The 26,693-nt window shown below is 75.1% G+C and carries 22 protein-coding genes; 19 read left to right on the top strand and 3 right to left on the bottom strand.

What is annotated here, in order from left to right:
* The 19 genes from ACZ7LB_RS11245 to ACZ7LB_RS11155 all read left to right on the top strand — a co-directional run.
* Window positions 1-888 (top strand): elongation factor 1-alpha C-terminal domain-related protein (locus ACZ7LB_RS11245; protein ID WP_471467148.1); only part of this gene is annotated, 888 nt, incomplete at its 5' end.
* A 164-nt stretch (window positions 889-1,052) separates the two neighbouring features.
* Window positions 1,053-1,730 carry a LuxR C-terminal-related transcriptional regulator gene (locus tag ACZ7LB_RS11240; protein WP_471467146.1) on the top strand — a complete coding sequence of 226 codons (678 nt, stop codon included), beginning with the start codon at window positions 1,053-1,055 and terminating at the stop codon, window positions 1,728-1,730.
* A 190-nt stretch (window positions 1,731-1,920) separates the two neighbouring features.
* A complete protein-coding gene (locus ACZ7LB_RS11235; RefSeq protein WP_471467145.1) occupies window positions 1,921-2,121 on the top strand; it encodes an MbtH family protein in 201 nt (66 codons plus the stop codon).
* A 50-nt stretch (window positions 2,122-2,171) separates the two neighbouring features.
* The gene (locus ACZ7LB_RS11230; RefSeq protein WP_471467143.1) at window positions 2,172-3,998 is read left to right on the top strand and encodes a non-ribosomal peptide synthetase; all 1,827 of its coding nucleotides are present in this window, start codon (window positions 2,172-2,174) and stop codon (window positions 3,996-3,998) included.
* Window positions 3,995-4,810 (top strand): thioesterase II family protein, encoded by an 816-nt coding sequence (locus ACZ7LB_RS11225; protein ID WP_471467141.1) that lies wholly within the window; start codon window positions 3,995-3,997, stop codon window positions 4,808-4,810. Before ACZ7LB_RS11230 ends, ACZ7LB_RS11225 begins: the two co-directional genes overlap by 4 nt.
* Complete coding sequence (locus ACZ7LB_RS11220) at window positions 4,807-6,150, top strand: M20/M25/M40 family metallo-hydrolase (RefSeq protein WP_471467139.1); 1,344 nt, start codon at window positions 4,807-4,809, stop codon at window positions 6,148-6,150. Before ACZ7LB_RS11225 ends, ACZ7LB_RS11220 begins: the two co-directional genes overlap by 4 nt.
* Window positions 6,143-7,069: a GNAT family N-acetyltransferase gene (locus ACZ7LB_RS11215; RefSeq protein ID WP_471467138.1), complete on the top strand. Its 927-nt coding sequence runs from the start codon at window positions 6,143-6,145 to the stop codon at window positions 7,067-7,069. The genes ACZ7LB_RS11220 and ACZ7LB_RS11215 overlap by 8 nt, the downstream gene beginning before the upstream one ends.
* Window positions 7,066-7,653: a hypothetical protein gene (locus ACZ7LB_RS11210; protein WP_471467137.1), complete on the top strand. Its 588-nt coding sequence runs from the start codon at window positions 7,066-7,068 to the stop codon at window positions 7,651-7,653. Before ACZ7LB_RS11215 ends, ACZ7LB_RS11210 begins: the two co-directional genes overlap by 4 nt.
* Window positions 7,650-8,678: a BtrH N-terminal domain-containing protein gene (locus ACZ7LB_RS11205; protein WP_471467136.1), complete on the top strand. Its 1,029-nt coding sequence runs from the start codon at window positions 7,650-7,652 to the stop codon at window positions 8,676-8,678. Before ACZ7LB_RS11210 ends, ACZ7LB_RS11205 begins: the two co-directional genes overlap by 4 nt.
* Window positions 8,678-10,075, top strand: a complete 1,398-nt coding sequence (locus ACZ7LB_RS11200) for a DegT/DnrJ/EryC1/StrS family aminotransferase (RefSeq protein ID WP_471467135.1) — start codon at window positions 8,678-8,680, stop codon at window positions 10,073-10,075. The genes ACZ7LB_RS11205 and ACZ7LB_RS11200 overlap by 1 nt, the downstream gene beginning before the upstream one ends.
* Window positions 10,072-10,416 carry an acyl carrier protein gene (locus ACZ7LB_RS11195; RefSeq protein ID WP_471467134.1) on the top strand — a complete coding sequence of 115 codons (345 nt, stop codon included), beginning with the start codon at window positions 10,072-10,074 and terminating at the stop codon, window positions 10,414-10,416. Before ACZ7LB_RS11200 ends, ACZ7LB_RS11195 begins: the two co-directional genes overlap by 4 nt.
* Before the next feature lie 16 nt (window positions 10,417-10,432).
* Entirely contained in the window at window positions 10,433-14,587 is a 4,155-nt protein-coding gene (locus ACZ7LB_RS11190) for a non-ribosomal peptide synthetase (RefSeq protein ID WP_471467133.1), read from the top strand.
* A 2-nt stretch (window positions 14,588-14,589) separates the two neighbouring features.
* Entirely contained in the window at window positions 14,590-15,744 is a 1,155-nt protein-coding gene (locus ACZ7LB_RS11185; RefSeq protein ID WP_471467132.1) for an acyl-CoA dehydrogenase family protein, read from the top strand.
* Window positions 15,745-15,786: 42 nt separating this feature from the next.
* Entirely contained in the window at window positions 15,787-16,956 is a 1,170-nt protein-coding gene (locus ACZ7LB_RS11180) for an acyl-CoA dehydrogenase family protein (protein WP_471467131.1), read from the top strand.
* A gap of 56 nt (window positions 16,957-17,012) precedes the next feature.
* Window positions 17,013-17,813: an AzlC family ABC transporter permease gene (locus tag ACZ7LB_RS11175; protein ID WP_471467129.1), complete on the top strand. Its 801-nt coding sequence runs from the start codon at window positions 17,013-17,015 to the stop codon at window positions 17,811-17,813.
* A 1-nt stretch (window position 17,814) separates the two neighbouring features.
* Window positions 17,815-18,135, top strand: a complete 321-nt coding sequence (locus ACZ7LB_RS11170; RefSeq protein ID WP_471467127.1) for an AzlD domain-containing protein — start codon at window positions 17,815-17,817, stop codon at window positions 18,133-18,135.
* Window positions 18,136-18,217: 82 nt separating this feature from the next.
* Window positions 18,218-19,498: an ATP-grasp domain-containing protein gene (locus ACZ7LB_RS11165; RefSeq protein ID WP_471467125.1), complete on the top strand. Its 1,281-nt coding sequence runs from the start codon at window positions 18,218-18,220 to the stop codon at window positions 19,496-19,498.
* A gap of 375 nt (window positions 19,499-19,873) precedes the next feature.
* Complete coding sequence (locus tag ACZ7LB_RS11160) at window positions 19,874-20,668, top strand: SDR family NAD(P)-dependent oxidoreductase (RefSeq protein ID WP_471467123.1); 795 nt, start codon at window positions 19,874-19,876, stop codon at window positions 20,666-20,668.
* Between the two features lie 568 nt (window positions 20,669-21,236).
* The gene (locus ACZ7LB_RS11155) at window positions 21,237-22,337 is read left to right on the top strand and encodes an NAD(P)-dependent alcohol dehydrogenase (RefSeq protein WP_471467121.1); all 1,101 of its coding nucleotides are present in this window, start codon (window positions 21,237-21,239) and stop codon (window positions 22,335-22,337) included.
* 237 nt (window positions 22,338-22,574) lie between these two features.
* Here ACZ7LB_RS11155 and ACZ7LB_RS11150 read toward each other — a convergent pair whose 3' ends face one another.
* From ACZ7LB_RS11150 to ACZ7LB_RS11140, 3 genes are all read right to left on the bottom strand, one after another.
* A complete protein-coding gene (locus ACZ7LB_RS11150; protein ID WP_471467120.1) occupies window positions 22,575-23,750 on the bottom strand; it encodes an MBL fold metallo-hydrolase in 1,176 nt (391 codons plus the stop codon).
* Window positions 23,751-24,401: 651 nt separating this feature from the next.
* Window positions 24,402-25,640, bottom strand: coding sequence for a flavin-dependent oxidoreductase (locus tag ACZ7LB_RS11145; RefSeq protein ID WP_471467118.1), 1,239 nt, complete (start codon window positions 25,638-25,640; stop codon window positions 24,402-24,404).
* Entirely contained in the window at window positions 25,630-26,688 is a 1,059-nt protein-coding gene (locus ACZ7LB_RS11140) for an alcohol dehydrogenase catalytic domain-containing protein (protein WP_471467116.1), read from the bottom strand. The genes ACZ7LB_RS11145 and ACZ7LB_RS11140 overlap by 11 nt, the downstream gene beginning before the upstream one ends.
* Between the last annotated feature and the right edge of the window lie 5 nt (window positions 26,689-26,693).

The following is a 26,693-nucleotide window of genomic DNA, read 5'->3' as shown; positions in this document are numbered from 1 at the left end:
AACGGCGTCGTCGAACAGACCCGCCGCCACGCCGCCATCGCCGCCCTCCTCCGCGTCCCCCACGTCGTCCTCGCCGTCAACAAGATGGACCTCGTCGGGTACGAGCGGCGGGTCTTCGACCGCGTCGTCCGCGACTTCGCCGCGCACGCCGCCGAACTGGACCTGCCCGGCTTCACCCCCCTGCCCGTCTCGGCGCTCGTCGGCGACAACGTCGTCGACCGCTCGGACCGCATGGCCTGGTACCGGGGCCCGGCCCTGCTGGAGCACCTGGAGACCGTCCCGGTCAGCCACGACCTGCCGCACCGGCCCGCGCGGCTGCCGGTGCAGTACGTGATCAGACCGCGGACCGCCGACCACCCCGACTACCGGGGCTACGCGGGCCAGATCGCCGCCGGGACCTTCCGCGTCGGCGACGAGGTCACCGTGCTGCCCTCCGGCCGCACCTCGCGGCTGGCCGGCATCGACCTGCTCGGCGAGCCGGTCGGGACGGCCTTCGCGCCGCAGTCGGTGACGCTGCTGCTCACCGACGACCTCGACGTCTCCCGCGGCGACCTGATCGTGCCCAGCCAGGACGCCCCGCCCACCACCCGGGTCATCGGGGGCACCGTCTGCCACGTCGCGGACCGGCCGCTCACCGTCGGCCACCGGGTCCTCGTCAAACACGGCACCCGCACCGTCAAGGCGGTCGTCGAGGACATCCCCTCGCACCCCGGGGGCCTCACCGCCAACGACATCGGCCGGGTGGTGGTGCGCACCGCCGAGCCCCTGGCCGTCGACGCCTACGCGGACTGCCGCCGGACCGGCGCCTTCCTCCTGATCGACCCGGCCGACGGGACGACGCTGGCCGCGGGCATGGCGGACGGATCCCGGCCTACTGGGCAAGGATGATTTCGCGACAGTCCGCCGAGCAAACCTTTGACACTGTCTCACACCTCGTGATCGAATCGAGTCGGAATATGTCGACACAAGCGAAGTGAGACCGGGGGTAAGATGAATGGCGAACGTGTGTTATCGCCGAAGTACCATTCGCATTCACATCGGACGTGTGCTTGATGGGTCCGATCAGGGTTCTCATCTGTGACGAAGTGTCCATCATCAGGAATGGTCTCCAGACATTCCTCGAAGCATCCCAGGACATCCAGGTCGTGGGAGTCTCCGACAGCGCGATGAGCACCCTCATGCTCATCCGCCAGCACCGGCCCGACGTCGTCATCAGCGGTCTGACCTACCGCGGCATGTCCGGCGTGGAGCTGATCCGCCGTGTCGTCGCCGAGAACGACGCGTCCGCCTCCGAGGCCCGTTGCATCGCGTTCTCCATGGACTGGGACGACGCCACCATCGGCGAGGTGCTGCGCGCCGGCGTGGACGGCGTGCTGATCGGCGACTCCAAGCGCGAGGAGGTGGAGCACGCCGTGCGCACCGTGGCCGCGGGCGGCACCGCGCTCTCCTCCGAGGTCGCCGGACGCCTCGTGGACTGGTTCCGCAGCCGCGACCCGCACCCGGGCACCGAGGAGAGCCCGGCCGTCAGCACCCTGACGGCCCGCGAGCGCGAGGTGCTCTCCCTGGTCGGCCAGGGCATGTCCATCGAGGAGGTGGCGGAGAGACTGTCCATCAGGGTCAGCACCATCCGCACCCACCTCCACCGGCTGCGCAACAAGCTCTGTGTGCGCGACCGGGCCCAGCTGGTGTCCTACGCCTACCGTTCGGGGCTGGTGAAGCAGTCCGCCTGAGCCGGACTGCCGGGCCCCCGGCGGGGCCGCCGGGCGTGCACGCGGGTAAGCGTGGCGTCCACGCCCGGCGCCGCCGTCCACACACCGTTCGGGGAAGAGTCCACGGGAGAGTGGATGTGCTGCCCCGGGAAATCCCCTAGCGTCTTCCGGGTAATCCGCAATTCGACGAGCGTGGACCGGGGGCGGCTAAGTGACCGGAACGACGACGGAAGACGACCGGGATTCCTGGGTCATTGTCGTCAATGACGAGGAACAGTATTCGGTATGGCCCTCGGGGGGCGAACCGCCGTCCGGCTGGCATACCGTCGGATTCACCGGGAACCGCGCGGAATGCCTCGACGAGATAGCCCGCGTCTGGACCGATCAGAGGCCGCTGAGCCTGCGCGACTGAAATGAAGGTCCGGCCCGATTCGTGTCACGCGAGGACAGAGGGAACGGGGAATGGGATCAACCGTCGCGTCGGTGCACGCGGCTTTCGAACGCCGGGCGGCCCGCACACCGGACACGGTGGCGATCGGCCTCGGCGGCGACCGGCTCACCTACCGCCAGCTCAACGAGCGGGCCAACCGGCTCGCCCGGCACCTGCGCGAGGGCGGAGCGGGCGTCGAGACACCGGTGGGCGTCTGCCTGGAACGCTCCGTCGGCACCGTCGTGGCCCTGCTGGCCGTACTCAAGACCGGCGGCCACTACGTCGCCCTCGACCCGCGCCAGCCCCGGGCGCGCCATGAACTCCTCGTGGCCGAGGCGGGCCTGGACCTGCTGATTGCCCACGGCCCCACCCTCGAGGGCGTCGCCGGACTCGCCCGGGTCCGGGACCTCGACGCCCTCGACGGGGCGCTCGCCGGGCACCCCGCCGGAAACCTCGGGGTCCCCGTGGGCCCGGAGACCGCCGCCTACATCGCGTACACCTCCGGCTCCACCGGCGCCCCGAAGGGCGCCGTCGTGCCGCACCGGGCCGTGCTGCGGCTCGTCCTGGACGGCGACTACCTCACCGTCGGCCCCGACGACGTGTTCCTGATGGCGGCGCCGCTGGCGTTCGACGCCTCGACGCTGGAGATCTGGGCCCCGCTGCTGAACGGCGCCCGGCTCGCGGTGCAGCCCCCCGGCGACCTCTCCCCGGAGGCGCTGGCCGCCACCACCGCCGAGGAGGGCGTCAGCGTGCTGTGGCTGACCGCCGGACTCTTCCACCAGATGGCGGAGGGCCCGCTCGACCGGCTCGGCGGCCTGCGGGTGCTGCTCGCCGGTGGGGACGTGCTCTCACCCCGGCACGTCGACCGCGTCCTGGCCGCACTGCCCGGCATCACCGTGGTCAACGGCTACGGGCCCACCGAGAACACCACGTTCACCTGCTGCCACCCGATGACCGCCCCCGTCGGTGACGGCCCCGTCCCCATCGGCCGCCCCGTCAACGGCACCGAGGTCCACGTCCTGGACGGGGCGCTGCGCCCGGTGCCCGACGGCACGGCCGGCGAGCTGTACGCGGGCGGCTCCGGTGTCGCCCGCGGCTACGCCGGACAGGCCGCGCTCACCGCCGACCGGTTCGTGCCCGACCCGTTCTCCGGCCGCCCCGGGGCCCGGCTCTACCGCACCGGGGACCTGGTGCGCCGCCGTCCCGACGGCGTCCTCGACTTCCTCGGCCGCGCCGACCGGCAGGTCAAGGTGCGCGGCTTCCGGATCGAACCCAGCGAGGTGGAGAACGCCCTGCTGGACCAGCCCGGTGTCCGGGACGCCGGTGTGGTGGTGCACACCCACCCCGAGACGGGCAAGCGCCTGGTCGCGTTCTTCGCCGGGGACGACGACGTCCGTCCCGCCGTGCTGCGCGAGGCCCTCGCCCGCATCCTGCCGCCCCATCTGGTGCCCTCCGCCGTCGCCCGGCTCGGGGCGCTGCCGCTGACCGCCAACGGCAAGGTCGACCGGGCCGCCCTGGAGGCCCGCGAGATCCGCGAACGCCCCGACCTGGACTCCGGCTTCCGGCCCCCCTCGCCCGGTCTGGAGCACGAACTGGCCGCTCTGTGGGCCGAGCTGATGGGCCTGGACGAGATCGGGGCCGACGACGACTTCTTCGAACTGGGAGGCCACTCCCTCCAGGCCACCGTGCTGATCCGGCGGATCGGGGAGCGCTACGGCCTCCGGGTCCGGCTGCGCGACCTCTACCTGAACCCGACCGTGGCCGAACTGGCGCTGATCGTCGAGCAGTCGGGCGATTCCGCCGCCCCGGACCCCTCCCCCGCCTCCGGCCCCGCCCCCCTCCCCGAGGTACGACGATGACATCTGCCGCCCCCGAGGGTCCCGCGGGCACCGCCCCGCCCCGGGCCCGCCCCGCCCGTCCGGCGAAGTGGCTGCTGCGCCGCCCCGGACCCGACGCCGCCGCCCGGGTCTTCCTCTTCCCGTACGCCGGTGTCGGCGCGTCGATGTACACGCTCTGGCCCGAGCGGATCGGCGGCGCCGAGCTGCACCCCGTCCAGTTGCCGGGGCGCGAGGCGCGGCTGCGCGAGCCGCACTTCGGCACCTACGAGGAGCTGGCCGGCCCGCTCGTCGACGCCCTCGCCCCGCACCTGGACCGCCCGTTCGTCTTCTTCGGCCACTGCAGCGGCGTCCTGCCCGCCGTGGAGGCCGTGCGTGAGCTGGAGCGCCGCGGGCTGCGCCTGCCGGACCGGCTCATCGTGTCCTCGCAGGTGGCCCCGCACGACGGCCCGTACGGCAGGCTGCTGGACCTGGGCGAGGACGAGCTGGCCGGCGAACTGGCCGCGCTGGCCCGCTCGGCGGGCGGCGAGCCGCACCCCGATCTGATCGAGCTGGGCGTCCCGGTGCTGGCCGCCGACATCGAGGCCAACCGCCGCTACCGGGTCGCCGGGCCCTTCCCGCTGCCCACCGCTCTCACCGCCATCGGCTGGCGCGGCGACGAGGTGATACCGCCCGCCCTGATGGGCGGCTGGTCCGCCTACGTCCCCGAGGGCGCCCTCCGCGAGGTGCTGCTCGACGGCGCCCACTACGACTTCCTCAAGGCGCCCGCCCCGCTCGTCGCGGAGCTGGCGCGCGACCTGGCCCCCCTGGCCCACGGGACGGAGACGACCGCATGAGCGCCGACGGGACCACCGCCGCGGACAGCCCCGGTGTCGTCGAACTGACCCGGCGGCTGATCCGCTTCGACACCACCAACCCGCCCGGCGACGAGGCCGCCTGCGTGCGTCACGTGGCCGGACTGCTGGCCGCCGCGGGTGTGGAGACCCGGCTGCTCGGCCGGGAGCCGAACCGGCCCAACCTCGTCGCCCGGATACCCGGCCGCGGCGAGGCGCCCCCGCTGCTGCTGCACGCGCACGTCGACGTCGTCCCCACCCAGGGGCAGCCGTGGACCCGCGACCCGTTCGCCGGGGAGCTGGTCGACGGCGAGGTGTGGGGGCGCGGCGCGGTCGACATGAAGGGCCAGCTGGCCATGATGCTCGACGCCCTGCTCACCCTGCGGGCCACCGGACGCGCCCCGGCCGGCGACGTGCTGCTGGCCGTGGTGTGCGACGAGGAGGCGGGCAGCGCCGCCGGGGCGAAGTACCTGGTGCGCGAGCACCCCGAGCTGTTCGCCGGGGTGCGCCACGCGATCGGCGAGGACGGCGGCGCCACCCTCTCGCTGGGCGGCCGGACCCGGTTCCACCCCGTCGTGGTCGCCGAGAAGCGGGCCTGCTGGGTCCGCGCGGTCCTGCGCGGCACCGCCGGGCACGCCTCCCGGGTGACCGACGGGACGGGCGCGGCGCACAAGCTGACCCGGCTGCTCGGCGCCATCGCGGACGGCGGTCTGGGCGTGCTGCTGACACCCCCGGTGGACCTGATGCTCAAGGAGCTGGAGGCGGCCCTCCCGGCGGAGGAGGCGGCCCGCGTCGGCGCCTTCCGGGCCGATCCCTCCGACGCCTCCCCGCTGGCCGGTTTCGACGACGCCGACGTCCGCTACCTGCGCTCCGTCGTCCGGCACACCGTCAACGCCACCGTGATCCACGGCGGCACCAAGACCAATGTGCTGCCCGCCGAGATCACGGTGGAGCTGGACGGGCGGCTGCTGCCCGGCCCGTTCGACACCCCCGGCTTCCTCGCCGAACTGCGGGCCCGGGCCGGGGTGGAGATGGACCTCGAGGTCTTCGTCGAGGGCGAGCAGATGCCCGAACCCCGGCTGGGCGACTTCTACTCCCGGCTCACCGGGGTGCTGCGGCGGCACGACCCGGACGGGGTCCCGGTGCCGATGGTCACCACGGCCTCCACCGACGCCCGGCTCTTCCCGGGCCTCGGCATCGAGACGTACGGCTGGCTGCCGCTGCTGCACGGCGGCTCCACCTCCTACCGGGACATGCTGCACGTGGCCGACGAACGCATCGCGGTCGAGGCGCTGGAGTTCGGCGCCCGCTGCTACCTCGACCTGCTGCTCGGCCATGGGTGAGCCGCGGGTCCGCCGCCTGTCCCCGGCCGGGGCCGCCGCCCGCGCGGGCCGGATAGCCGAACTGACCCGCCTCGCCTACGCCGGGTCCGACCCGCTGCCCGGACTGCCGGTGCCGGACGGGGCCCGGGAGAGCGAGGCCGCCGTACGGCGCGGGCTCGCCCGGGGCACCCGGATCTGGGTGGCCGAGACGGACGGCGGACGGCTGGCCGGGGCGCTGCGCGTGTCCGCCGACGAGGCGGGCGGCTGGGAGGTGCACCGGGTCTGCGTGCACCCGGCCCACCACGGCCGGGGCCTGGCCCGGCGGCTGGTGGCGGGCGTCGAGGCGGCGGCGCTGGCCGAGGGCGTGCCCCGGATCTGGCTGAACGCCGTGGTCGAGCGGTGCCTGCCCGGGGTGTACGCCCGGATGGGCTTTCGCGCCGTGCGCCACTGGTCCGCCGACGACAAGCCGCTGTCCGAGACCACCCTCGAACGCGTGCCGGGCGCCGCCCACGACCCGTCCGCGCTGCCCCTGGCGGACCGTGCCCCGCTCCCGTCCGACGTGCTCGTCGGCTGGCTGTCCGGGCCCGCCGGGCTGCTGGCCGTGGTGGGCGCGGGTGTGCGGCCCGGGGAGGCGCTGCGCGCGGCCCGGCACGGCGCGCCCGGCGCCTTCGGACCGGGCGAGCCGGTCGGTGTCGACCTGTGGGAGGACGCCCCGCCCGACGCCCGGCGGCTGCTCACCGGGCGGCTGACGGGCCTCGCCCGGCCGGTCGCCCCGGGCGCGTACCACTTCGCCGCACCGCGCGAGCGGGTCGGCGTCCATCTGATGCCGCGCACCCTGCATCCGCGGCTGCGTGCCGTGCTGCGCCTGGCCCCCGGCCGGGAACCGTCCGGCACCCCGACCACGCCCGCCCGCGACACGGCTGGAGTAGGACCGAGTTGACCACCTCGACCACCGCCCCCGTCCCGCTGGACCTGACGGCGCTCGCCGACAACGTCGGCGTCACCCGCCCGGACCGGCTGTCCGACGGCGCGTTCAACATCTGGGGCAACACCTTCCCCGCCGACGAACTCCCCCCGGCCGGACCGGTGGAGGTGCACGGCGTCCCGTTCCACTGGCCCGCGACGGGCGGCGGGGCGCCGGACAACGTGCGCTGCCGCGGACAGCTCGTCCCGGTGCCCGAGGGACGCTACGACTGGATCCACGTCCTGGCCGCGGCCGAACGCCGCACCGAGGACCCGCTGCTGCTGCACTTCGCGGACGGCGGCGTGGACCCGGAGTGGCTGCGGGTGTCGGACTTCTGGCCGGAGACGTCCTCCCGGTTCGGCGAGCGCCCCGCCTTCTCGTGCACCCGTCTGCACTATCCGCGCCACGTCCAGCACGCCATGGGCCCGACCGTGTGGCGCCAGCGGGTGCCCGTCAGCCGGGAGGAGCGGCTGCGCGCCTTCCGGCTCCCGGACAACCCGGCGATCCACCTCTTCGCGATCACCCTCGCCCCCTCGGAGCGGCAGGAGGCCACCCGGTGACAGCGGCACTCGTCCCCCACGTCCTCGGCTGGCGGCACGACCTCGCGGGCTGCCTGCACGGCTGCATGGCCGCGCTGCTGCACCACCGGGGCGTGGCCCCGCTGGAGACCCTCGGGGCCGCCTGGGGCTTCCTGCACCTCCCCGGCGACCTGCGGCGCGAGGAGTACTACTACCCGTGCGACGACGGCGTCTCGCTGCTCGGCGCGCTCGCCCCCCACCATCCGGTGCGCTCCGTCTGGCACCACCCGGCGGACGCCGCCGAGGGCTGGGCCCAGGTCCGCGACGAGGTGGCGGCCGGACGGCCGGCGGCGGTGGCCGTGGACAACTTCGAGCTGCCCTTCCGGCCCGCCTACCGGGACGTGCACTCCAACCACCTGGTGATCGTCCAGGGGTTCGACGAGGAGCGCGGCACGGTGCGGGTGCTGGACGCGGTCCCGCCCCGCTTCCACGGCGACATCACCCTGGAGCAGCTCGCCGCGGCCCGCGACTCGGGCAACCCGGCCGTCCACGACCGGGACATGTTCTTCACCGACGTACGGATCGGCAACCGCTGGCTGTCCGTCGAACTCGACGCCGGGCCGGAGGACATGCCCCCCTTCGACCGCGAGCACATCCGCTCGGTCGTCGAGCGCAACGTGGAGGGCTTCCGCAAGGGCGAGACCGGTCCGCGCCTGACCGGCGCCGAGGGACTGACCGCCTTCCTCGCCCGGACGGGCGAGCGGCTGGCGGCCGGCGAGGCGGTCCGCGACGAGCTGTTCGTCGTCACCGGCGCGGCCCTGGCCTGCACCGCCGTCCACGCCGACTGGCTGGCGCTGGCCGCCCGCACCCTGGACGCGCCCGGCCTCGCGGAGGCGGCCCGGGGCGTCGAGCGGATCGCCCACCACTTCTCCGCCCTCCGCATCATGTCCGCGCTCACCGCCTCCGGCGACCTCGGCCCGGACCGGCTGGCGCGCCGCAGCCACGCGCTGCGCTCCGACCTGGAGCAGGTACTCGACGCCCTCGGGCACGAAGGAGCCGCACTCTGATGACCGATTCCGCGCCCCGGCCGACGCGGCAGGCGTCCCCGGACCGACTGGCCATGCTCGGGGGTGCCCGCGCGGTGCCCCGCACCCGCCGCATCCCGGCCTGGCCGCTGGTGACCGACGCGGACCGCGAGGCCGTGCTCCGCTCGCTGTCCAGCGGCCGGTTCACCACGGCCGCCGTCGGCGAGCAGGAGATCGAGTCGCTGGAGCGGGAGTGGGCCGGGCGGACCGGCACCCGCCACTGCGTGATGGTGAGCAACGGCACCGCCGCCCTCTCGGTGGCCCTGGGCGCGCTGGGCGTCGAGCCCGGTGACGAGGTGATCGTGCCCGCGCTGAGCTTCATCGCCTCCGCGGTGGCTCCCCTGCACGTCCTGGCCGTCCCGGTGTTCGTGGACATCGACCCGCGCACCTACAACATGGTGCCGGAGCTGGTAGAGGCGGCCATCACGCCGCGCACCAGGGCGATCGTCGTGGTCCACCTGCACGGCCTGCCGGCCGAGATGGACGAGATCCGCGCCGTCGCCGACCGGCACGGCCTGGCCGTGGTCGAGGACGCGGCCCAGGCGCACGGCGCCGTCTACCGGGGCCGGACCGTCGGCTCCATCGGCGAGGTGAACACCTTCAGCCTCAACGTCAGCAAGAACCTCGCCACCTGCGGCGAGGGCGGCCTGATCACCACCGACGACGACGGCATCGCCCGCCGGGCCGCCATGCTGCGCCAGTTCGGCGAGGTCGCCACGAAGAAGGCCGAACGCTCCTACGTCGGCCACCTGCTGGGCTTCAACCACAAGCCGAACGCCATCCAGGCCGCCTTCACCCGCAGCCGGCTGGAGCGCTTCGACGAGGAGGCGAAGCTGCGCGACGAGAACGTGCGCCGCTTCCTGGGCCGCCTCGCGGCGCTGCCCGGACTGCTCGTCCCCGAGGTGCCCGACGACCGCGACCACGCCTGGCACATCCTGCGCTTCCGCACCGATCCCGGGGCGTGGGAGCTGGCCGCCGGGTACGCCGGGCCGCTGCGGGCGGCCCTGATGCGGGCGCTGCGCGCCGAGGGCGTGCCGGCCGGGCACTACCAGATGATGTCGCTGCCGCAGCAGCGGGTCTTCCGGGAGCGGCTCGGCTTCGGCGGCCTGCCCTGGCAGCTGCCGGGCGTGGCGCCGCGCGCGTACCGGGCGGAGGACCAGCCGACCGCCCTCGCGGTCATCGACGACTCGTTCACCCTCCAGAAGGCCCATCTGTCGCCCTCGGCCGGGCCGCTGCTGTCCGCCTACGCCGACGCCTTCGAGAAGGTCTGGGCCCACCGCGACGTGGTGGCGCGGCACGCGGTGTCCATGGAGTACCGGACGCCGTGGGAGACGGCCGACGGGATCGCGGCCGACGAGTGGGCGGAGGCCGCCGGGTGAGCACGGACGTGCGCGCGGAGCTGACCGCGATCTGGCAGCAGGTCTTCGGCCTGGACGCGGCGGAGGTGGACCCCGCCGAGAGTTTCTTCGCGATCGGCGGCACCTCCTTCCAGGCGGTCCGGCTCATGACGCGGATGGAGCAGGCGTTCGGGGTGAAGGTGCCGCTGCCGGTGATCTTCACCGAGGGCAGCGTCGACGGGCTCACCGCGGCCGTCGGGGACGCCCTCGGCACCGACGGCGACGGCCTGCTCGCCTCGGTGGAGGGGCTGTCCGAGGAGGAGGCGCTGCGGCTGCTCCGGGAGCACGAGACGCGGGCGACGGAAGACCGGACCGACACGTAGGAAGTGGACGAGGGACATGGCGGACACAGCACGCGGCACCACGGACGGCGACGGCCTCTCCGACGTCAAGCGCAGGCTGCTGGAGATCGGACGGCGGCAGCAGCGGGCCCTCCAGGAGCAGCGGGACCGGATCGTCCCGGTGCCCAGGGACGGCACGCTCGCCGTCTCCGAACAGCAGCGCTACCTCTGGTTCCTGCACCAGCTCCAGCCCGGGCTGCCGGTCTACAACGTGCCGTTCGCGCTGCGGCTGCGCGGCGCCCTGGACCCGGCCGCGCTGGGCTCGGCCCTGACCGCGCTGGCGGCCCGGCACGAGAGCCTGCGCACCCGGTTCGGCAGTGAGCGCGGGGTGCCCTTCCAGACGGTGGACCCCGCCCCCTCCGCCTGGCCCCTGCCGGTGGTCGAGGTGCCGGGCCCGGACCCCGAGGCGGAGCTGTCCCGTCTGGTGGACGAGGCGGCCCGCGCCCCGTTCGACCTGGAGACCGGCCCGCTCCTGCGCTCCACCCTGTTCCGGACCGCCCCCGACGACCACGTCCTGCTGCTGGTCAGCCACCACATCGTCACCGACGGCTGGTCGACCGGCCGGATCACCCGGGAACTCGCCGTGCTGTACCGCGCGCACCTCACCGGTACCGCCGCCGGGCTGCCCGAGGCTCCGTTGCAGCCCGCGGACGTCGCCGCCTGGCAGCAGCGGTGGCTGACCGGCCCGGCACGGGAGCGGGAGACCGGCCACTGGCGCGAGGCGCTGGCCGGGCTGCCCACCACGGACTTCCCCACCGACCGGCCCCGCCCGCCCCAGCCCTCGGGCGCCGGGGCCACCCTGGAGTGCACCCTGCCCGCCGGGCTCGGCGCGGCCCTGCGGGACCTGGCCGCCCGGGAGCGCGCCTCGCTGCTGTCGGTGCTGCTCTCCGCCTTCTCCGTGGTCGTCGCCCGCTGCACGGGGCAGTCCGAACTCGCCTTCGGCTCCGTCCTCAGCGGCCGTACCCGTGATGAACTGGAGCCGCTGGTCGGCTTCTTCGCCAACACCCTGGTGCTGCGCGCCGACGTGTCCGGCGACCCCTCGTTCACCGGTCTGGTCGCCCGGGTCAACTCCACCGTGCTGGACGCCCTGGAGCACCAGGACCTGCCCTTCGGCAGCCTCGTGCAGGAGTTGCGCCCCGAGCGCGACCCCAGCCGCAACCCGCTGTTCCAGATCAGCTTCACCCTGCTCACCGAAGGCATCGTCGGCGCCTTCGAGTTCGCCGGGCTGACCGTCGAGGAACGCCCCGTGCACCTGGGCACCTCCCGCTTCGACCTCGCCTTCCAGGTCACCGACCGGGGGGAGGCCGGGCTCGACGTGTGGATCGAGTACGCCACCGACCTGTTCGACCGGGACCGGATGGAGCGCCTGGTGGGGCACTTCCGTTCGGTGCTGACCCGGGCGGTGGCCGAACCCGCAACCCGTGCCGCCGAGTTCGACGTGCTCACGGCCGGGGAACGGGACCTCGTGCTGCACGGCTGGAACCCGCCGCCCGCCCCGGCGCCCCCCGCCCTGCTGCACGAACTCGTCGCCGCGCACGCCGCCGAGCGGCCCGCCGCGCCCGCCATGCGGTTCGCCGGGCGGGAACTCGCCTACGGCCGTCTCGACCGCACCGCCAACCGCCTCGCCCACCTCCTGCGCGACCGCTGGGGGGCCGGGCCGGACCGGATCGTCGGCGTCCTGCTGGACCGCGGCACCGACCTGCCGGTGGCCCAGCTCGCGATCCTCAAGGCGGGCTCCGCCTGGCTGCCGATCGACCCCCAGAACCCCGCCGACCGCATCGCCCACCAGCTCGCGGACGCCGGCGCCCGCACCGTCGTCACCACCCGTGACCTGGCCCATCTGCTCCCCTCCGGCCAGGAGCGCTGGTACGCCGACGACGAGGGGGCGGACGCCGAGCTGGCGCGGTACCCGGAGGTGCCGCCGGAGACGGGCGTGCGCCCCGACCACCTCGCGTACGTCATCCACACCTCCGGCTCCACCGGCCGTCCGAAGGGCGTGCTGATCTCCCACCGGGCGGTGGTGGACTTCGTCGTCGGCGTCCGCGACCTGTTCAAGATCACCCCGGACGACCGGCTGCTCCAGTTCGCCAACCCGGCCTTCGACGTCAGCGTCTTCGACTTCTACGCCGCGCTGGGCTCCGGTGCCTGCGTGATCGGGGCGCCCCGCGCCGAACTGCTCGACCCCGACGCCCTCCAGCGGCTGATGGCCGAACAGCGGGTGACCGTCGCCGACGTGCCGCCCGCGGTGCTGCGCCTGCTGGACGCCGGACCGCTGACGGACCTCAGGGTGCTCTTCGTCGGCCTGGAGGCGTTCCCCGCCGAGCTGGTCAACCGCTGGAGCGCCCCCGGCAGGGAGTTCCACAACGGCTACGGGCCCACCGAGGCCACCGTCGCCTGCGTGGACTACCTCTGCCCGCCCGAGGGGCTCACCAGCGCCCCGCCCATCGGCCGGGCCATGGCCAACCACCGCGCCTACGTGCTGGACGGGACGCTGCGCCCGGTGCCCGTCGGCGTCCCCGGCGAGTTGTACGTCGCGGGCACCGGCCTCGCCCGCGGCTACCTCGGCCGCCCCGACCTGACCGCCGACCGGTTCCTGCCGGACCCGTACGCCGCCGAGCCGGGCGAGCGCATGTACCGCACCGGCGACGTGGTGCGCTGGCGGCCGGACGGCAACCTGGAGTTCCTCGGCCGCGCGGACCGCCAGGTCAAGATCCGCGGTCTGCGCATCGAACTGGGCGAGGTCGAGCACGCCCTCACCCACCACCCGGCCGTCCGCCAGGGCGTGGTGACGGTCCAGCACGCCGGAACCCCGCGGGCCCGGCTGGCCGCCTACGCGGTCGCCGAGCCCGCCGCGTCCGCCGACGGCCCGCTGGACGGCGAGCGCGTACGGCAGGACCTCGCCGCGACGCTGCCGCTGCACATGGTGCCGTCCGTGGTGACCGTGCTGGAGGCGCTGCCGCTGACCCCCAACGGCAAGGTCGACCTCAAGCGGCTGCCGGAGCCGGGCGGGGCCACCGGGCAGGCGGTCCGCACCCCTCCGGCCACGCCCACCGAGCGGGTCCTCGCCCGGCTCTGGACCGAGCTGCTGGACGTACCCGGGCCCGTCGGCGCGCACGACAGCTTCTTCGCGCTCGGCGGCAACTCGCTCAACCTCGTCCGGCTCACCACCGCCATCCGCCAGGAGTTCGGCACCTCGCCGGAGGTCCGCCGCCTCTACCTCGCGCCGACCGTCCGCGGCATCGCCGCGCTGATCGACGAGGAGCTCGCCCGGCCGGACGCCCCGGCCTCCGGAGGCCCGCACGGCGGTGGGGCCCCCGACGCCGCCGGGGACCCCACCGCGCCCCTCGTGCCGATCACCCCGCCCCGCGAGGGCGGCACCCGCCCCGCCCTCTTCTGCGTCCACCCGGCGGGCGGGGCCGTCGTCCCGTACATCCCGCTCGCCCGGCTGCTCGGCCCGGACCAGCCGTTCTACGGGCTGGAGGCGCCCGGCCTGGACGGCGGCGCCCCGCCCGAGCGGCTGACCGACTACGCCCGCCGCTACGTGGCCGCCGTCCGCGCGGCGCAGCCCGCCGGCCCGTACCACCTGGGCGGCTGGTCGGTGGGCGGTGCCATCGCCGCGGAGATGGCCGTCCAGCTCCGCGAGGCCGGCCAGGAGGTCGGCGCGCTGCTGCTGTTCGACACCTCGCTGCCCGGAGGGGACCCGGCCGGTTCCGGGGCCCCGCCGGACGAGGCCGAGCTGCTGCGGTCCTTCGTCCACGACCTGGCGGGCCTGCGCGAACGGCCCGCCCCGGCGCTCGGCCTCGCGGCGCTGCGGGCCCTGTCCCCGGAGGACCGGCTCGTCCGTGTGACGGAACTGCTGGAGGGCGCCGGGCTGGTCCCCGAGGGCGTGCGCGACGAACTCCGCGCCCGTATGCGGGTGTTCCTCGCCACCACCCGCGCGGTCCTGCGGCATCCGGCCCGCCCGCTGGACGCGCCGCTGACCCTGCTGACGGCCGCCGACGAGGACAACGTCCCCGTCGACCGCTGGCGCGCGCTGGCCACCGGGGACGTCGAGCACCTCCCGGTCCCCGGCAACCACTACACGATGCTCCAGCACCCCCGCGTCGAGGTCCTCGCGGACACCGTGCGCCGGGTGCTGGACGCGAGGAGCTGAGCGTGGAACTCCAGGACACCCCCGAGGACCGCGCGTTCCGCGAGGAGGTCTGCGCCCTGCTCTGCCGGGAGGAGGTGCGGGCCGAGGTCGCCGCGGTCCGCGCCCGGCGGGACGCGGAACCGGGTCTGCTGGACGCCTACCGCAGGCTCGGCGAGCGCGGCTACCTGGCCGTCAACTGGCCGAAGGAGTACGGCGGTCTGGGCGGCACCCTCCAGCAGAAGACCATCGTGACGGAGGAGCTGATCGGGCACGGCGTGCCCGACATCGTGCACACCCTGAGCATCGACATCGTCGGGCTCGCCCTGCTGACGCACGGCACCGAGGGCCAGCGCGAGCGCCTGCTGCCCGGGATCGCCCGGGGCGAGGGCGCCGCCTCCGTCCTGTTCAGCGAGCCCGGCGTGGGCTCGGACCTGGCGGCGCTGGAGACCCGGGCCGAGCGGGACGGGGACGGCTGGCGGCTGCGCGGCCGCAAGGTCTACAGCATGAAGTCCCACCTCGCCGACTTCGCCCTGTGCGCCGCCCGGACCAGCGAGTCCGACGTCAAGTACCACGGCATCACCCTGTTCGCGCTGCCGCTGAGGACCCCCGGCGTCCTGGTGGACCCGCTGTGGAACCTGGGGGACGAGCGGTTCGGCGACATCACCCTCGCCGGTGTCCGGGTCACCCCCGACGACGTGGTCGGCGAGGTGGACGGCGGCTGGGAGGTCATCAACCACGTCCTGGGCCTCGAACGCACCGGCGTGGAGTTCGAGGCGAAGGCGGCCCGCTGGTTCGACGTGCTGCTGCGGCACGCCGCCGGGACCGGCCTGCTGGAGCACCCCGTGCACGGCCCCCGGCTGGTGGAGCTGGAGGCCTGGGTGCGGGCCGCGCGGCTGCTGTCCTGGCGGTCCGTCGGAGAACTCGCCGCCGACCGCAGCGACGAGGTGCACAACGCCATGGCCAAGCTGCTCACCTCCGAGGTCGGCAAGGAGGTGGCCCACACCGCGCTGGACCTCACCGGCCTGCCGGGGGTGCTCGACCGGCACGACGGCCGGGCCGCGCTGCACGGCATCGGCGAGGCGGCCTACCGGGAGGCGGTGGGGCTCACCCTGGCCTCCGGCACCTCCGAGGTCATGCTCGCGCTCATCGCCTCCACCGGCCTCGGCCTGCTGGCCTGACGCCGGTCCCGGCCCGCCCCTCTCGCAGAAAGCCCAGCCGCCTTGAAGACAGCACCGAGCACCGCACAGCTCGCCCTCGACGACGCCCTCACCGCCTTCCTGGACGAGGAGATCGCCCCGCTGGTGCGCCGCATGGCCTACCGCTCCCCGCACTCCGGCGCCGGGGGCGAGCGGGAGGTGCGGGCCATGGTCCACGAGGGACTGACCGGACTCGGCGTGCCCCGGCTGCCGCTGCCCGCCGCGGCCGGGGGCGACGGGCTCGGCCAGGAGGCCCTGGCCGTCGTGGCCGAGCGGCTCGGCGAGGTCCTCTACCAGGGGCTGCTCCCGGACACCCTGACCGCCGCCGCGCTGCTCGCCCGGTGCGGCGACGCCCACCTCGGCCTGCTCCGGCGGATCGGGGAGGGCGTGACCGTCGCCCTCGCCGTCCGCTCCGACACACCCGGTGGCGCCACCACCGCGGTCCCGGCCCCGCTCACCGCGGACCGCCTCCGGGGCACCCTGACCGGGGCGCGCGCCTTCGTCCCGTTCGCCGGGGAGGCGGACCACCTGCTGGTGCTGGGCACCGACGCGGACGGGGCGCTCCACGCGGCCCTGGTCGACCCCGGGGCCCCCGGACTCGTCCGCCGCCGCCACGAGGAACTGGGCCGGGGCGAGCTGTACGCGCTGGACCTCGCGGACACGCCGGTGACCGCCTGGCTCGACCTGGGCGAGGACCCCGCCGCGCTCTGGCGCACCGTCCTCGACGGCGCGCGCGTCCGGCACGCGGCGCTGCTCACCGGCCTGGGCCGGGGCGCCCTGCGGATCTCGGTCGAACGCGCCCGGGAGCGGCGGCAGTTCGGCCGTCCTCTGGGCCACCAGCAGGCGCCGGCGTTCCGGCTGGCCGAGCTGGCCGCCCGGCTGGACGCCGTGGGGCTGGTGGTGCGCGCGGCGGCCTGGGAGGCCGACCGCCCGGACGACGTCGGCGCCGGGGCCGTCCGGCTGTCGGCCGCGCAGGCCCTGGCGATGGCCGCCGAGGCCGCCCGGCGCACGGCCACCGAGGCCATGCAGATCCACGGGGCGCACGGCATGACGGAGGACAGCGACGCGCAGCTCTTCTACCGGCGGGCCGCCGTCGAGTCGACGTGGCTGGGGTCCCCGTCCGAACTGCGGGCCGAGGTGGCGCCCTTGCTGGGTGGCCGGATTGCCGCCCGACCGCGTCCGGTCCTCCTGTAGAACTGCACAGTGACGACCGCACGCGAAGAGGACGGGACCGTGGACGAGGTACGAGGTTGAGCGACGCCGTGAACGAGGAGACACCGGTCCCCGCCGGTGCCGGTCCCGCCGCAGGCACCGCGGCGGGCGCGCGCGGCGAGTTGTGGGCCGGCGCCCGCGCCATGGCGCCCTTCATGATCGCCGCGTTCCCGATGGGCATCGTCGCCGGGGCCGCGGGCATCGCGGGCGGCGTCGGCTGGCTCGGCACGCTGGGGATGGGCGTGGCCGTGAACTCGGGCACCGCCATGCTCGCCGGTCTCCAACTGCTGCGCGACGGCTCGCCGTGGCCGGTCATCCTGCTCACCACCATGGTGCTCAGCCTGCGCATGACGATCTACGCCATCATGCTCCGGCCGCATCTGCGGGACCTGCCGCAGCGGTGGCGCGCGCTGCTGGCCTTCGGGCTGGTGGACGCCACCTTCTTCATCGTCATCGAGCGCTTCGGGAAGCCGGTCGGCGTCCGCGAGCGCCAGTGGTACTTCCTGGGCAGCGCCGCCGCGATGTTCGTCAACTGGACCAGCTCCCTGGCCCTCGGCATGGCGCTGGGCAGCGCGGTGCCGGACATCGCAGGCGAGAGCCTGGAGTTCCCCATGACGGCGCTGTTCATCGCGATGATGGCCGCGACGCTGACCCACTGGAAGCTCTGGATCTCGGTCCTGGTCGCCGGTGCCCTGGCCCTGGCCGCCCATCCGCTGCCGTACAACCTGTACGTCGTCGTGGCGACGCTGGGCGGGGCCGTGGCCGGCTCGCTCTGCGAGATGTGGGACAAGCGCCGCCGGCGGGCGACGGCGGCCCCGGACGACCCCGAGACGGTGTGAGATGACGCTGACCCTCCTGATCATCGGTATGGCGCTGTGCGCGTTCGCCACCCGCTGGGTCCCCCTCGTCCTCTTCGAGGACCGGGAGCTGCCCGACGTGGTCAAGAGCGCCCTCACCTACGTGCCGGGCGCGGTGCTCGCCGCCCTGGTCTTCCCCGCCGTGCTGACCCCGATGTGGGAGAGCGGCGACAGCGACTGGGCCGTGCCCACCCTCGTCGGCGGCGTGGCCACCCTGGTCGCGGGCCGGTTCATCAAGCACTTCCTGCTGGTCACCACGATCGGCGTGGTCGTCTTCTTCCTCGTCCGGAACGTCCTCGGCTAGGCGGAGCGCGCCGCGCGGCCCCGCAGGGCCACCGCCCGCGGCCCGGCGCGGCGTCCGCCCGGCCCGCAGAAAGGATCCCCGCATGGAGCGCCGTCTCGCGGTCGTCTACGAGAACGGATCGGTCAACCCGCTGGAACTCGCGGTCGCCGCCACCGGGCGCTGTGCCCTGGTCCTGGTCTGCGACCCCTCCTCCGAGGGTGTCCGCCCGGCCCTGCCGCTGCTGCGCGAGACGGGCACCGTGGTGACCCGTGGCGACGGCACCCCGCCGGAGGAGACCGCGGCGCGGCTCCGGGACCTCGGTGTCGACGGCATCACCACCTTCAGTGACCTGACGGTGGAGCTGACGGCCGCGCTGGCCCGGCTGCTCGGCCTGGACTACCACGATCCGCTCACCGCCGCCCTGCTCGTCGACAAGCACCGCCAGCGCGCCCGGCTGGCGCGGGCGGGCCTGCCGACCCCCCGTCACGCCGCCGTCCCCGCCGAGGCCGGGGAGGAGGACGTCCGCGAGGCGGTGGCCGCCGTGGGGGCCCCGGCCGTGGTCAAGCCCCGCCGGGGCGCGGGCAGCCGCAACACCGTCCTGGTCCGCACCGAGGAGGAGGGCGTGCGCACCGTCACCGCGCTCCGGGCCGCCGGGGAGCGGGAGCTGGTGCTGGAGGAGTACCTGGCCGGGGACGCCACCGTGGCGGGGCCCCAGTGGGGCGACTACGTCTCCGTCGAGTCGGTGGCGCACGCCGGACGGATCACCCACATAGGCGTCACCGGCAAACCCCCGCTGCTGGAGCCCTTCCGGGAGACCGGCGCGTTCTTCCCCGCCGATCTGCCCGCCCCGGTCCGCGCGGAGGTGCTGGCGGCGACGGGCGACGCCCTGCGCGCGCTCGGGGTGAGCGGCGGCGTCACCCACACCGAGTTCAAGCTCACCGCCGACGGCCCCCGCCTCATCGAGGTCAACGGCAGGCTCGGCGGCTTCGTCAACGACGTGGTGGGCCGCGCCACGGGCTTCCCGCTGCTGCGCACCGCGCTCGACTGCGCGCTCGGCGGCCCGCCCGGCCCGCTCACCGTCCCGGCCGCCGGACGCGTCGCCTACCAGCGCTTCCTGGCGCCGCCCGTGGACGCCCGCGCCGTCTCCTCGGTCTCGGGTGTCAAGGAGGCCCGCGCGCTGCCCGGCGTCCGCCGGGTGGAACTCGCCAAGTCCCCCGGCCAGCCGGTGGACTGGCGCCAGGGCACCCAGGCGTTCGTGGGCATCGTCTACGGCGACGCCCCCGACCACCGGGCGCTGGCGGAACGCCTCGCGGAACTCGACGGGGCGCTGAGGGTCGCGTACGACACGGGGAGCGGGGCGGAGGGGGCCACGGCGGCCTCCTGAGCGGGGCGGGGGCCGTACGGCCCCGGTGGCGGGAGGACACCGCGGGCCGGTCCCGTCGGCGCGGCCGTCGCACCGGCCGCACGGCCACCCGTTCTCGCGGGTCCGGTACGTCGGGCGGGTCCGGCGGGTCCAGCGGGCGCCCGGCGAGTCCAGCACATCCGGCGCATCCGGCGGGAGCGGCGGGAGCGACAGGACCGACGGGACGAGGTTTGGGGGTGATGGGCCGGCGGGCAGGCGTGGGGCTTGACCGGGCGGGCGTGCGGGCACCCGCCGCACACCGGCACCGGCGTGCGCACCGCGGCAGCCGCGGGCAGCCGGAGCCGCGCACCCCGTTACCGGGGGACGTTCAGCCGCCCCCGACGAGGAGGAACCACCGTGCAGATCGATCTATCCGGCCGCACCGCCCTGGTCACCGGCTCCACCCAGGGCATCGGACACGCCATCGCGGTCGGCCTCGCCCGCGCCGGAGCCCGGGTCGCCGTCAACGGCCGGGGCGCGGAGCGCGTCGCGGACGCGGTGGACCGGGTGCGCGCCGAGTCCGGCGGCGCCGACGTCCTCGCCGCCGTGGGCGACCTGACGACCGAGCGGGGCACCGCGGCCGTCCTGGAGGCCGTCCCGGCGGTCGACATCCTGGTCAACAACCTCGGGATCTTCGGCTCGGCCGACCCGCTGGAGATCGACGACGCCGAGTGGCGCCGCTACTTCGAGGTGAACGTCCTCTCCGCCGTCCGGCTGATCCGGGCCCTCCTGCCCGGCATGACGGAACGGGGCTGGGGCCGCGTGCTGAACCTCGCCAGCGACTCGGCCGTGGTCATCCCTGCCGAGATGATCCACTACGGCATGACCAAGACCTCGCTGCTCGCGGTCGGCCGGGGCTTCGCCAAGGCGGCGGCCGGCACGGGGGTGACCGTCAACTCCGTCATCGCCGGTCCGACGCACACCGGCGGCGTCGAGGACTTCGTCCGTGAGCTGGTCGGCGACGAGCTGCCCTGGGACGAGGCGCAGCGCGAGTTCATGATCAGGTACCGTCCGCAGTCCCTGATCCAGCGGCTCATCGAGCCCGAGGAGATCGCCCACATGGTCGTCTACCTGGCCTCGCCCCACGCGTCCGCGACCACCGGCGGCGCCCTGCGCGTCGACGGCGGCTACGTCGACTCGATCCTGCCCTGACCGGGCCCGGGGATCAGAAGGGGGCAGCCCCCGATCCGCGACCGGACGGTGACCCACCGCGTCCGGGCGCACCTGCCGAGGTTCGCGCCCGGCCCGCCGAAGCGGCCCCCCGTGCCGGACGCGTCGACGCCGCCGAAGGGCGCGGTCGCCCCGTCGTCGACGGTGGCGTCGTCGACCTGCGGGCCCGGCCCGGGCGCAGCGGTTCATCCTGCGGACGCGGGGCCGGGGCCGGCGGACCCCCCGCCGCCCGGTGACGACCGGTCCGGTCGCGAGGGCCGTCGTGCCCTGCCCCGATCCGGCCCCGGCGATCCGCCGCGACGTGGGACGGGCGGGATTTCCGGCCGGCGGCCGCGCGGCCTCCGGGAGGACGGCCGCCGTCCCGTCCCGGGTCGGCGCCGCCCGCTCCCGCCGTGCCCCGGCGACCGTCCGGTCCGGGTCCGGGCCGGTGGCCGTCGGCACCGTACCGGGCGGCTCACCGTGGCGGGAGCGGGCGGCTCCGGGGGCGGATACCCACCGGAGCACGCAAGGTGGAGAGGGGCCACCGCCCGGTTCGAACCGAGGAGTCATCGTGGACATCACCGCTGCAGTAGCTCCGGCCCAGGGCCAGCCCTTCGTGCTGCGCCGTCTCCGGCTGGACGAGCTCCGGCACGACGAGGTGCGGGTGCGGCTGGTCGCCACGGGCGTCTGCCACACCGACGCCATCGTGCGCGACCAGGTCTATCCGACCCCGCTGCCCGCCGTGCTCGGGCACGAGGGCGCGGGCGTCGTCGAGGCCGTCGGCAGTTCCGTCACCACCGTCCGTGAGGGGGACCACGTCGTCCTGTCCGCGAACTCGTGCGGCCAGTGCCGCCGGTGCATGAGCGGGGACCTCTCCTACTGCGAGGACCTGTTCGGCCGGAACTTCGGCGGACGCCGCCCCGACGGCTCGACCGCCCTCTCCGACGACCGGGGCCCGGTCTCCTCCATGTTCTTCGGGCAGTCCTCCTTCGCCACCCATGCCAACGTCGCCGTGCGCAGCGTGGTCGGGGTGGACCCGGAGGTGCCCCTGGACCTCCTCGGCCCGCTGGGCTGCGGCATCCAGACCGGTGCCGGCGCGGTCCTCAACGAGATGCGGCCCCACGCGGGCTCCTCCCTCGTCGTCTTCGGCACCGGAGCCGTGGGCGCGGCGGGCATCATGGCCGCCGTCGTGGCCGGATGCACCACGGTCGTCGCCGTCGACCTGCACGACAGCCGCCTCGACCTGGCCCGGAGCATCGGCGCCACCCACACCGTCAACGGTCGCTCCGGCGACGTGGTGGAACGCGTCCGGGAGATCACCGGCGGCCGGGGCGTCGACTACGCCCTGGAGACCACGGCGGTGCCCGCGGTGCTGCGGCAGGCGGCGGACGCGCTGGCCATCCGCGGCACCGTCGTCCTCGTCGGCGCGGCCGCCCCCGGCACCGAGGTCGCCTTCGAGACCGGCGCCTCCCTCACCAAGGGATGGACCTTCAAGACCGTCATCGAGGGCAGCTCGGTCCCCCAGGTCTTCATCCCCCAGCTCATCGACCTGTGGAAGCAGGGGCGCTTCCCCTTCGACACCCTCATCAAGAAGTACCCCTTCGACCGGATCAACGACGCCTTCGCCGACTCCGGCAGCGGGGCGACCATCAAGCCCGTCCTCACCTTCTGACAGCCCGGCCCCGAGCACCCGGGCGGAGCGCACGGGCCGGGGCCGGGAGCGGCGGATCCACGGGCGGATCACCCGGGCCGCGCGGCTCCGGCGGCACGGAGCGGGCGGTTCTGCCGCACTTCACCCGAGTCAATCAGCCGTGACGCGAGCCGCGGTCGCGGGCCTTCCGCCCCGTGGAGGGCACGGCGGAGCGCCCGCCCGAGAAAGGCGGGCGCTCCGCCCTCCTCGGGCGCGGGGTCAGCGGGTCCGGCGGCCCCGTACCGTCAGCCGCATCAGGTCCTCACCGAGGACCAGGTCGCCGCCGTAGTCGCGGCCCACCCGGGAGCGCCACCGGCCGACGGGAATCCTCGGGGGTGTCGGCGAGGTGAGGCCCAGCGGGACGATGTGGGAGAGCGCGAGCCGCTTCGCTCCGGCGTCGGCGGCCACGCCGCCGACCTCGGTGATGTCGGTGTGGCAGCCGCGCAGCCCGCGCACCATGTCCTCCGCGGTACCGGTGTCGATCATGCGCTGGCCGTCCATCACCTCGTGGACGAGCAGGTCGGTGCCGCGCGCCAGTTCCACCAGGTTCGCGCTCGGTGTGGTGTCCCCGGAGAAGGTCACGCTGCCGTGGTCGGTGTCGAACCGGAAGCCGAACGCCGGGAACGGCCAGTAGTGGGTGACCAGGGTCGCGCTCACCCGCACCCGGTCGTCCTCGTACACGGTGAACGGCCGTGTCCTCGGCGGCGCCGGCAGGGACGCCGGGGCGGTGACCGGGATGTCGTGCGGCACCACGAGGTCGCGGATGTCCGGTCCCATCCGGCTGGCGATGCCCTGGCTGTTGGTGGTGGTGGCGAAGCCCTCCAGAATGCCGTGGTGGACGTCGGTCATGCCGGGGTGCGGGTTCTCCGGCCGGATCAGCTCCACACCGGGGGCCGGGGTGCCCGGCGGCAGACCGAGGGACGGCGGGCCGTAGACGTGCAGCCGGTCCGGGTAGCCGTAGCCGACACCGGGGATCGGGCGTCCGAAGAGGATCATCGGGAGGTAGTCGCTGAAGTGGTCCGCGTGGAAGTGGGTGACGAACAGGGCCCGCACCATCGCGTGGGTGATCCCGGCCGCGTAGAGCTGCCGGACCACTCCGCTGCCGCAGTCGACCACATAGGCACGGCCGTCGACCACCACGGCCTGCGAGGTCATCTGCCGGTCCGTCATCGGCACCGGTCCCCCGCCGGTGCCGAGCAGCACCACGCGCAGACCGGCCCACTCGCCCCGGCGGCCTCCGTTTCCGGCGGGCCCGGGGGCCGCCACCGCCGTTCCGGAGCCGCCGAGCGCCATCAGACCGGCGCCGCCGACCGCACCGGCCGCCTTGAGCAGGCCCCGCCGGGAAGGGGGCTGTGCGCTCCCCGCGCAACAGGGGGTGAACTGCGATCCGTTCATTTCTGCGCTCCGTTCGACAGCGGCGCGTGCCGCTTCCTGAAGGGATGCCCCGTCCGGACCGGACGGGGTGTGATCGCGCGTCCGCCCGGACCGCGACGCGGTGCGTCACCGGGTACCGAACGGACCGGGCGGCGCCCCGGACACGGACCTGTCGGGTCCGCGCCGGTCACGGACCGGGCCCGGCCCCGTGGGTGCCGGAAGCGGCCCGGTCCGTGGGCGCGTGGGCGGGCGGCCCGTGTACGGGGGACGCGGGCGTGGTGGAGGGAGCCGGCCGGTCCCGGCGCCCAAGGGCGGCCGGAGTCGGGGGAGTTCGGCCGGGTGTGGCGGCGGGCGTCGTCGTCCCGGAACGCCGGCCGGCGAGACTCCCACCCGGCCCCCTTCGGGCCGCCGCACCCTCCCCCCGGGTCCCGGGGCGGGTGCGGACCGCCGCGGTGTGCGGTGCCGGCCGCGCCCGCGACCGGTCGCCCTCCTCGGGGTCGGAGAGAGCGACCGTGCGGGGTCACGGACGCGACCGGCACGCTCCAGGAGGGGACGGGCACGGCACCCGCCCCCTCGGCAGGGGAGCGGGCACGGCACCACCCCTCGGTTGGGGAGCGGGCACGGCACCCGCGGTGCCGACACCGCCCACGGCAGCCGCACGCACCCCGGCCCCTACTGCGTCAACCGCTCCTTGTCGAACCCGGCGACGACCTTGTACCCGTCGCTCAGGGCGGTGATCTCGTCCCGGCCGATGACGTCGTCGATCCGCTCGAACGGCCGGTCGCCCGTGCGCTCGTGGACCTCCCGGAGGATCGCGTCCGGCGGGTTGGCCCGGTTGGCGAGGACCACCCGGGCCGTCGCCGGGAGGCGGATCTCCTCGTAGCGGCGCAGCGCGGTGAGCGGGTCGCCCCCGGCGAGTTCCCCGGCCAGCACCCCGGCGTCGAGGATCGCCTGCGCGGCTCCGTTGGAACCGCGCGGGACCATCGGGTGCGCGGCGTCGCCGAGGAGGGTGATCCTCCCCTCGGTCCAGTGGTCCAGGGGGTCCTGGTCCACCATCGGGTACTCCAGCACCTCGTCGGCCGCGCGGATCATCGCCGGGACGTCGAGCCAGTCGAAGTGCCAGTCCGCGAACGGCCCGATGAAGTCCTCGATGAGCCCGGGGGTGTTCCAGTCTCGCCTGCCGCGCCGGGGCGCCTCGCACTCGGCGACCCAGTTGACCAGTTGGCGTCCCTGGTCGTCGACGGCGTCGCGGATGGGGTAGATCACCATCTTGCCGGTGGCGAGCCAGCCGGCCCGCACCATCGACGCCCCGGACAGGAACCGCGGCCACACGGTGGTGCCCCGCCACATCATGCAGCCGGTGTACCTGGGTGTGGCCGACCCGGGGTGGAACTGGCGGCGGATCGCCGAGTGCACGCCGTCGGCGGCGACGACCGCGCCGGCGGAGAGGGAACCGGTCGTTCCGTCCGGGTGCTCGATCCGCACCGTCGCGCGGTCCGCGTCCTGGGAGGCCGAGACGACCCGGTGACCGAGGCGGACCGCGTCGGAGCCCAGGCGTTCGAGCACCGCGTCCAGGAGGACCCGTTGCAGGTCGCCCCGGTGGATCGAGAACTGCGGCCACGCGTAGCCGGCGTGGCGGCCGGCCGGCTCGGTGTGGACGTGCTGGCCGAAGCGGTTGAAGAAGGCGGACTCGGCCGTCGTCACCGCGACCGCCGCCAGCGCGTCCTCCAGCCCCAGGCGGGAGAGGCCGCGGGTGGCGTGCGGCAGCAGGTTGATGCCGACGCCGAGCGGCTCCAGTCGCGGGGCGGCCTCCAGGACGACGCACCCGACGCCCCGGTCGTGCAGTTCCAGTGCCAGGGTCAGGCCGCCGATCCCGGCGCCGACGATGATCACCGCTGGCTCAGTGGCCATGGTTTCCTCCCGTGGTGTCCAGCAGCACCTTCAGTGCCGTTCCGGTGTCCATCGCCGCGTAGCCCGCCGCTGCGTCGGCGAGCGCGAGCGTCCGGTCGATCAGGGGCGAGGGGTCGAGTCGGCCGGTGCGCACCTCCTCGACCAGTCGGGGGAGGTAGTGGCGGGCGGGCGCGACCCCGCCGCACAGACGGATCTGGCGTCCGAAGATCCGCATCGGCGGGACCGGGTCCACACCGTGCGGGACGCCGACGTATCCCACTCCCCCGCCGGGTGCCACCACGTCCAGCGCGGTGTCGAAGGCGGACTGCATGCCGACGCACTCCACCACCCGGTCGGGCAGCCGGCCGCCGAGGAGTTCGCGCACCCGCTCGACCGGGGACTCGTCGCGGGAGACCCGCAGCGTCTCCACGTCGAAGCCCTCGGCGACGGCCAGCCGCGCCGGCTGCTCGCCGAGCAGTACCACGCGTCCGGCGCCCGCGCGGCGGGCCGCGGCGGCGGCCGAGATGCCGACGGCCCCGTCGCCGATGACGACGACGGTGTCACCGGCGGCGACGCCCGCGAGGGCCACGCCGTGGGTGCCGGTGGCGTACACGTCGCACAGCGGCATCAGCCGCCGGGCCAGTTCCGTGCCGAGTTCGTCGGCCGCCCAGGGCAGCGGGACGAGGGTGGCGTCCGCGTAGGGCACGCGGATGGCCTGGGCCTGGGCGCCCGCCCAGTCCCTGCCCCAGATCCCGGCGTGCTCGCACAGGGGCTGCAGGCCGCTGCGGCACTGGTGGCAGTCGCCCTCAGAGAAGACGAACGGCGCGATCACCGGGTCGCCCGGCCGGACCGAGGTCACGGCGGCGCCGACGTCGAGGACGCGTCCCAGGAACTCGTGGCCGATCCCGCCGGGGGCGTGCGGGACGATGCCGCGGAAGGTCCACAGGTCCGATCCGCAGATCGCGGAGTACAGGATCTCCACGGTCACGTCGGTGGGGTCGACCACCCGCGGGTCCGGGACGCGTTCGACCGTGATGTCGAAGGGCTTGTTGAATCTCGTGGCCAACATGGTCG

The sequence above is a fragment of the Streptomyces sp. NPDC107521 genome (assembly GCF_055598485.1).
The sequence above is the reverse complement of the archived record's forward strand: the minus strand, read 5'-3'. Positions and strand labels throughout refer to the sequence as shown.

Excerpts from the sequence above, each read along its gene's own strand:
- ACZ7LB_RS11190 (WP_471467133.1), top strand. The coding sequence starts at position 10,433 with ATGGCGGACACAGCACGCGGCACCACGGACGGCGACGGCCTCTCCGAC.
- ACZ7LB_RS11145 (WP_471467118.1), bottom strand. The coding sequence starts at position 25,640 with ATGGCCACTGAGCCAGCGGTGATCATCGTCGGCGCCGGGATCGGCGGC.
- ACZ7LB_RS11140 (WP_471467116.1), bottom strand. The coding sequence starts at position 26,688 with ATGTTGGCCACGAGATTCAACAAGCCCTTCGACATCACGGTCGAACGC.
- ACZ7LB_RS11150 (WP_471467120.1), bottom strand. The coding sequence starts at position 23,750 with ATGAACGGATCGCAGTTCACCCCCTGTTGCGCGGGGAGCGCACAGCCC.
- ACZ7LB_RS11225 (WP_471467141.1), top strand. The coding sequence starts at position 3,995 with ATGACATCTGCCGCCCCCGAGGGTCCCGCGGGCACCGCCCCGCCCCGG.
- ACZ7LB_RS11165 (WP_471467125.1), top strand. The coding sequence starts at position 18,218 with ATGGAGCGCCGTCTCGCGGTCGTCTACGAGAACGGATCGGTCAACCCG.
- ACZ7LB_RS11240 (WP_471467146.1), top strand. The coding sequence starts at position 1,053 with ATGGGTCCGATCAGGGTTCTCATCTGTGACGAAGTGTCCATCATCAGG.
- ACZ7LB_RS11220 (WP_471467139.1), top strand. The coding sequence starts at position 4,807 with ATGAGCGCCGACGGGACCACCGCCGCGGACAGCCCCGGTGTCGTCGAA.
- ACZ7LB_RS11170 (WP_471467127.1), top strand. The coding sequence starts at position 17,815 with ATGACGCTGACCCTCCTGATCATCGGTATGGCGCTGTGCGCGTTCGCC.
- ACZ7LB_RS11215 (WP_471467138.1), top strand. The coding sequence starts at position 6,143 with ATGGGTGAGCCGCGGGTCCGCCGCCTGTCCCCGGCCGGGGCCGCCGCC.
- ACZ7LB_RS11200 (WP_471467135.1), top strand. The coding sequence starts at position 8,678 with ATGACCGATTCCGCGCCCCGGCCGACGCGGCAGGCGTCCCCGGACCGA.
- ACZ7LB_RS11230 (WP_471467143.1), top strand. The coding sequence starts at position 2,172 with ATGGGATCAACCGTCGCGTCGGTGCACGCGGCTTTCGAACGCCGGGCG.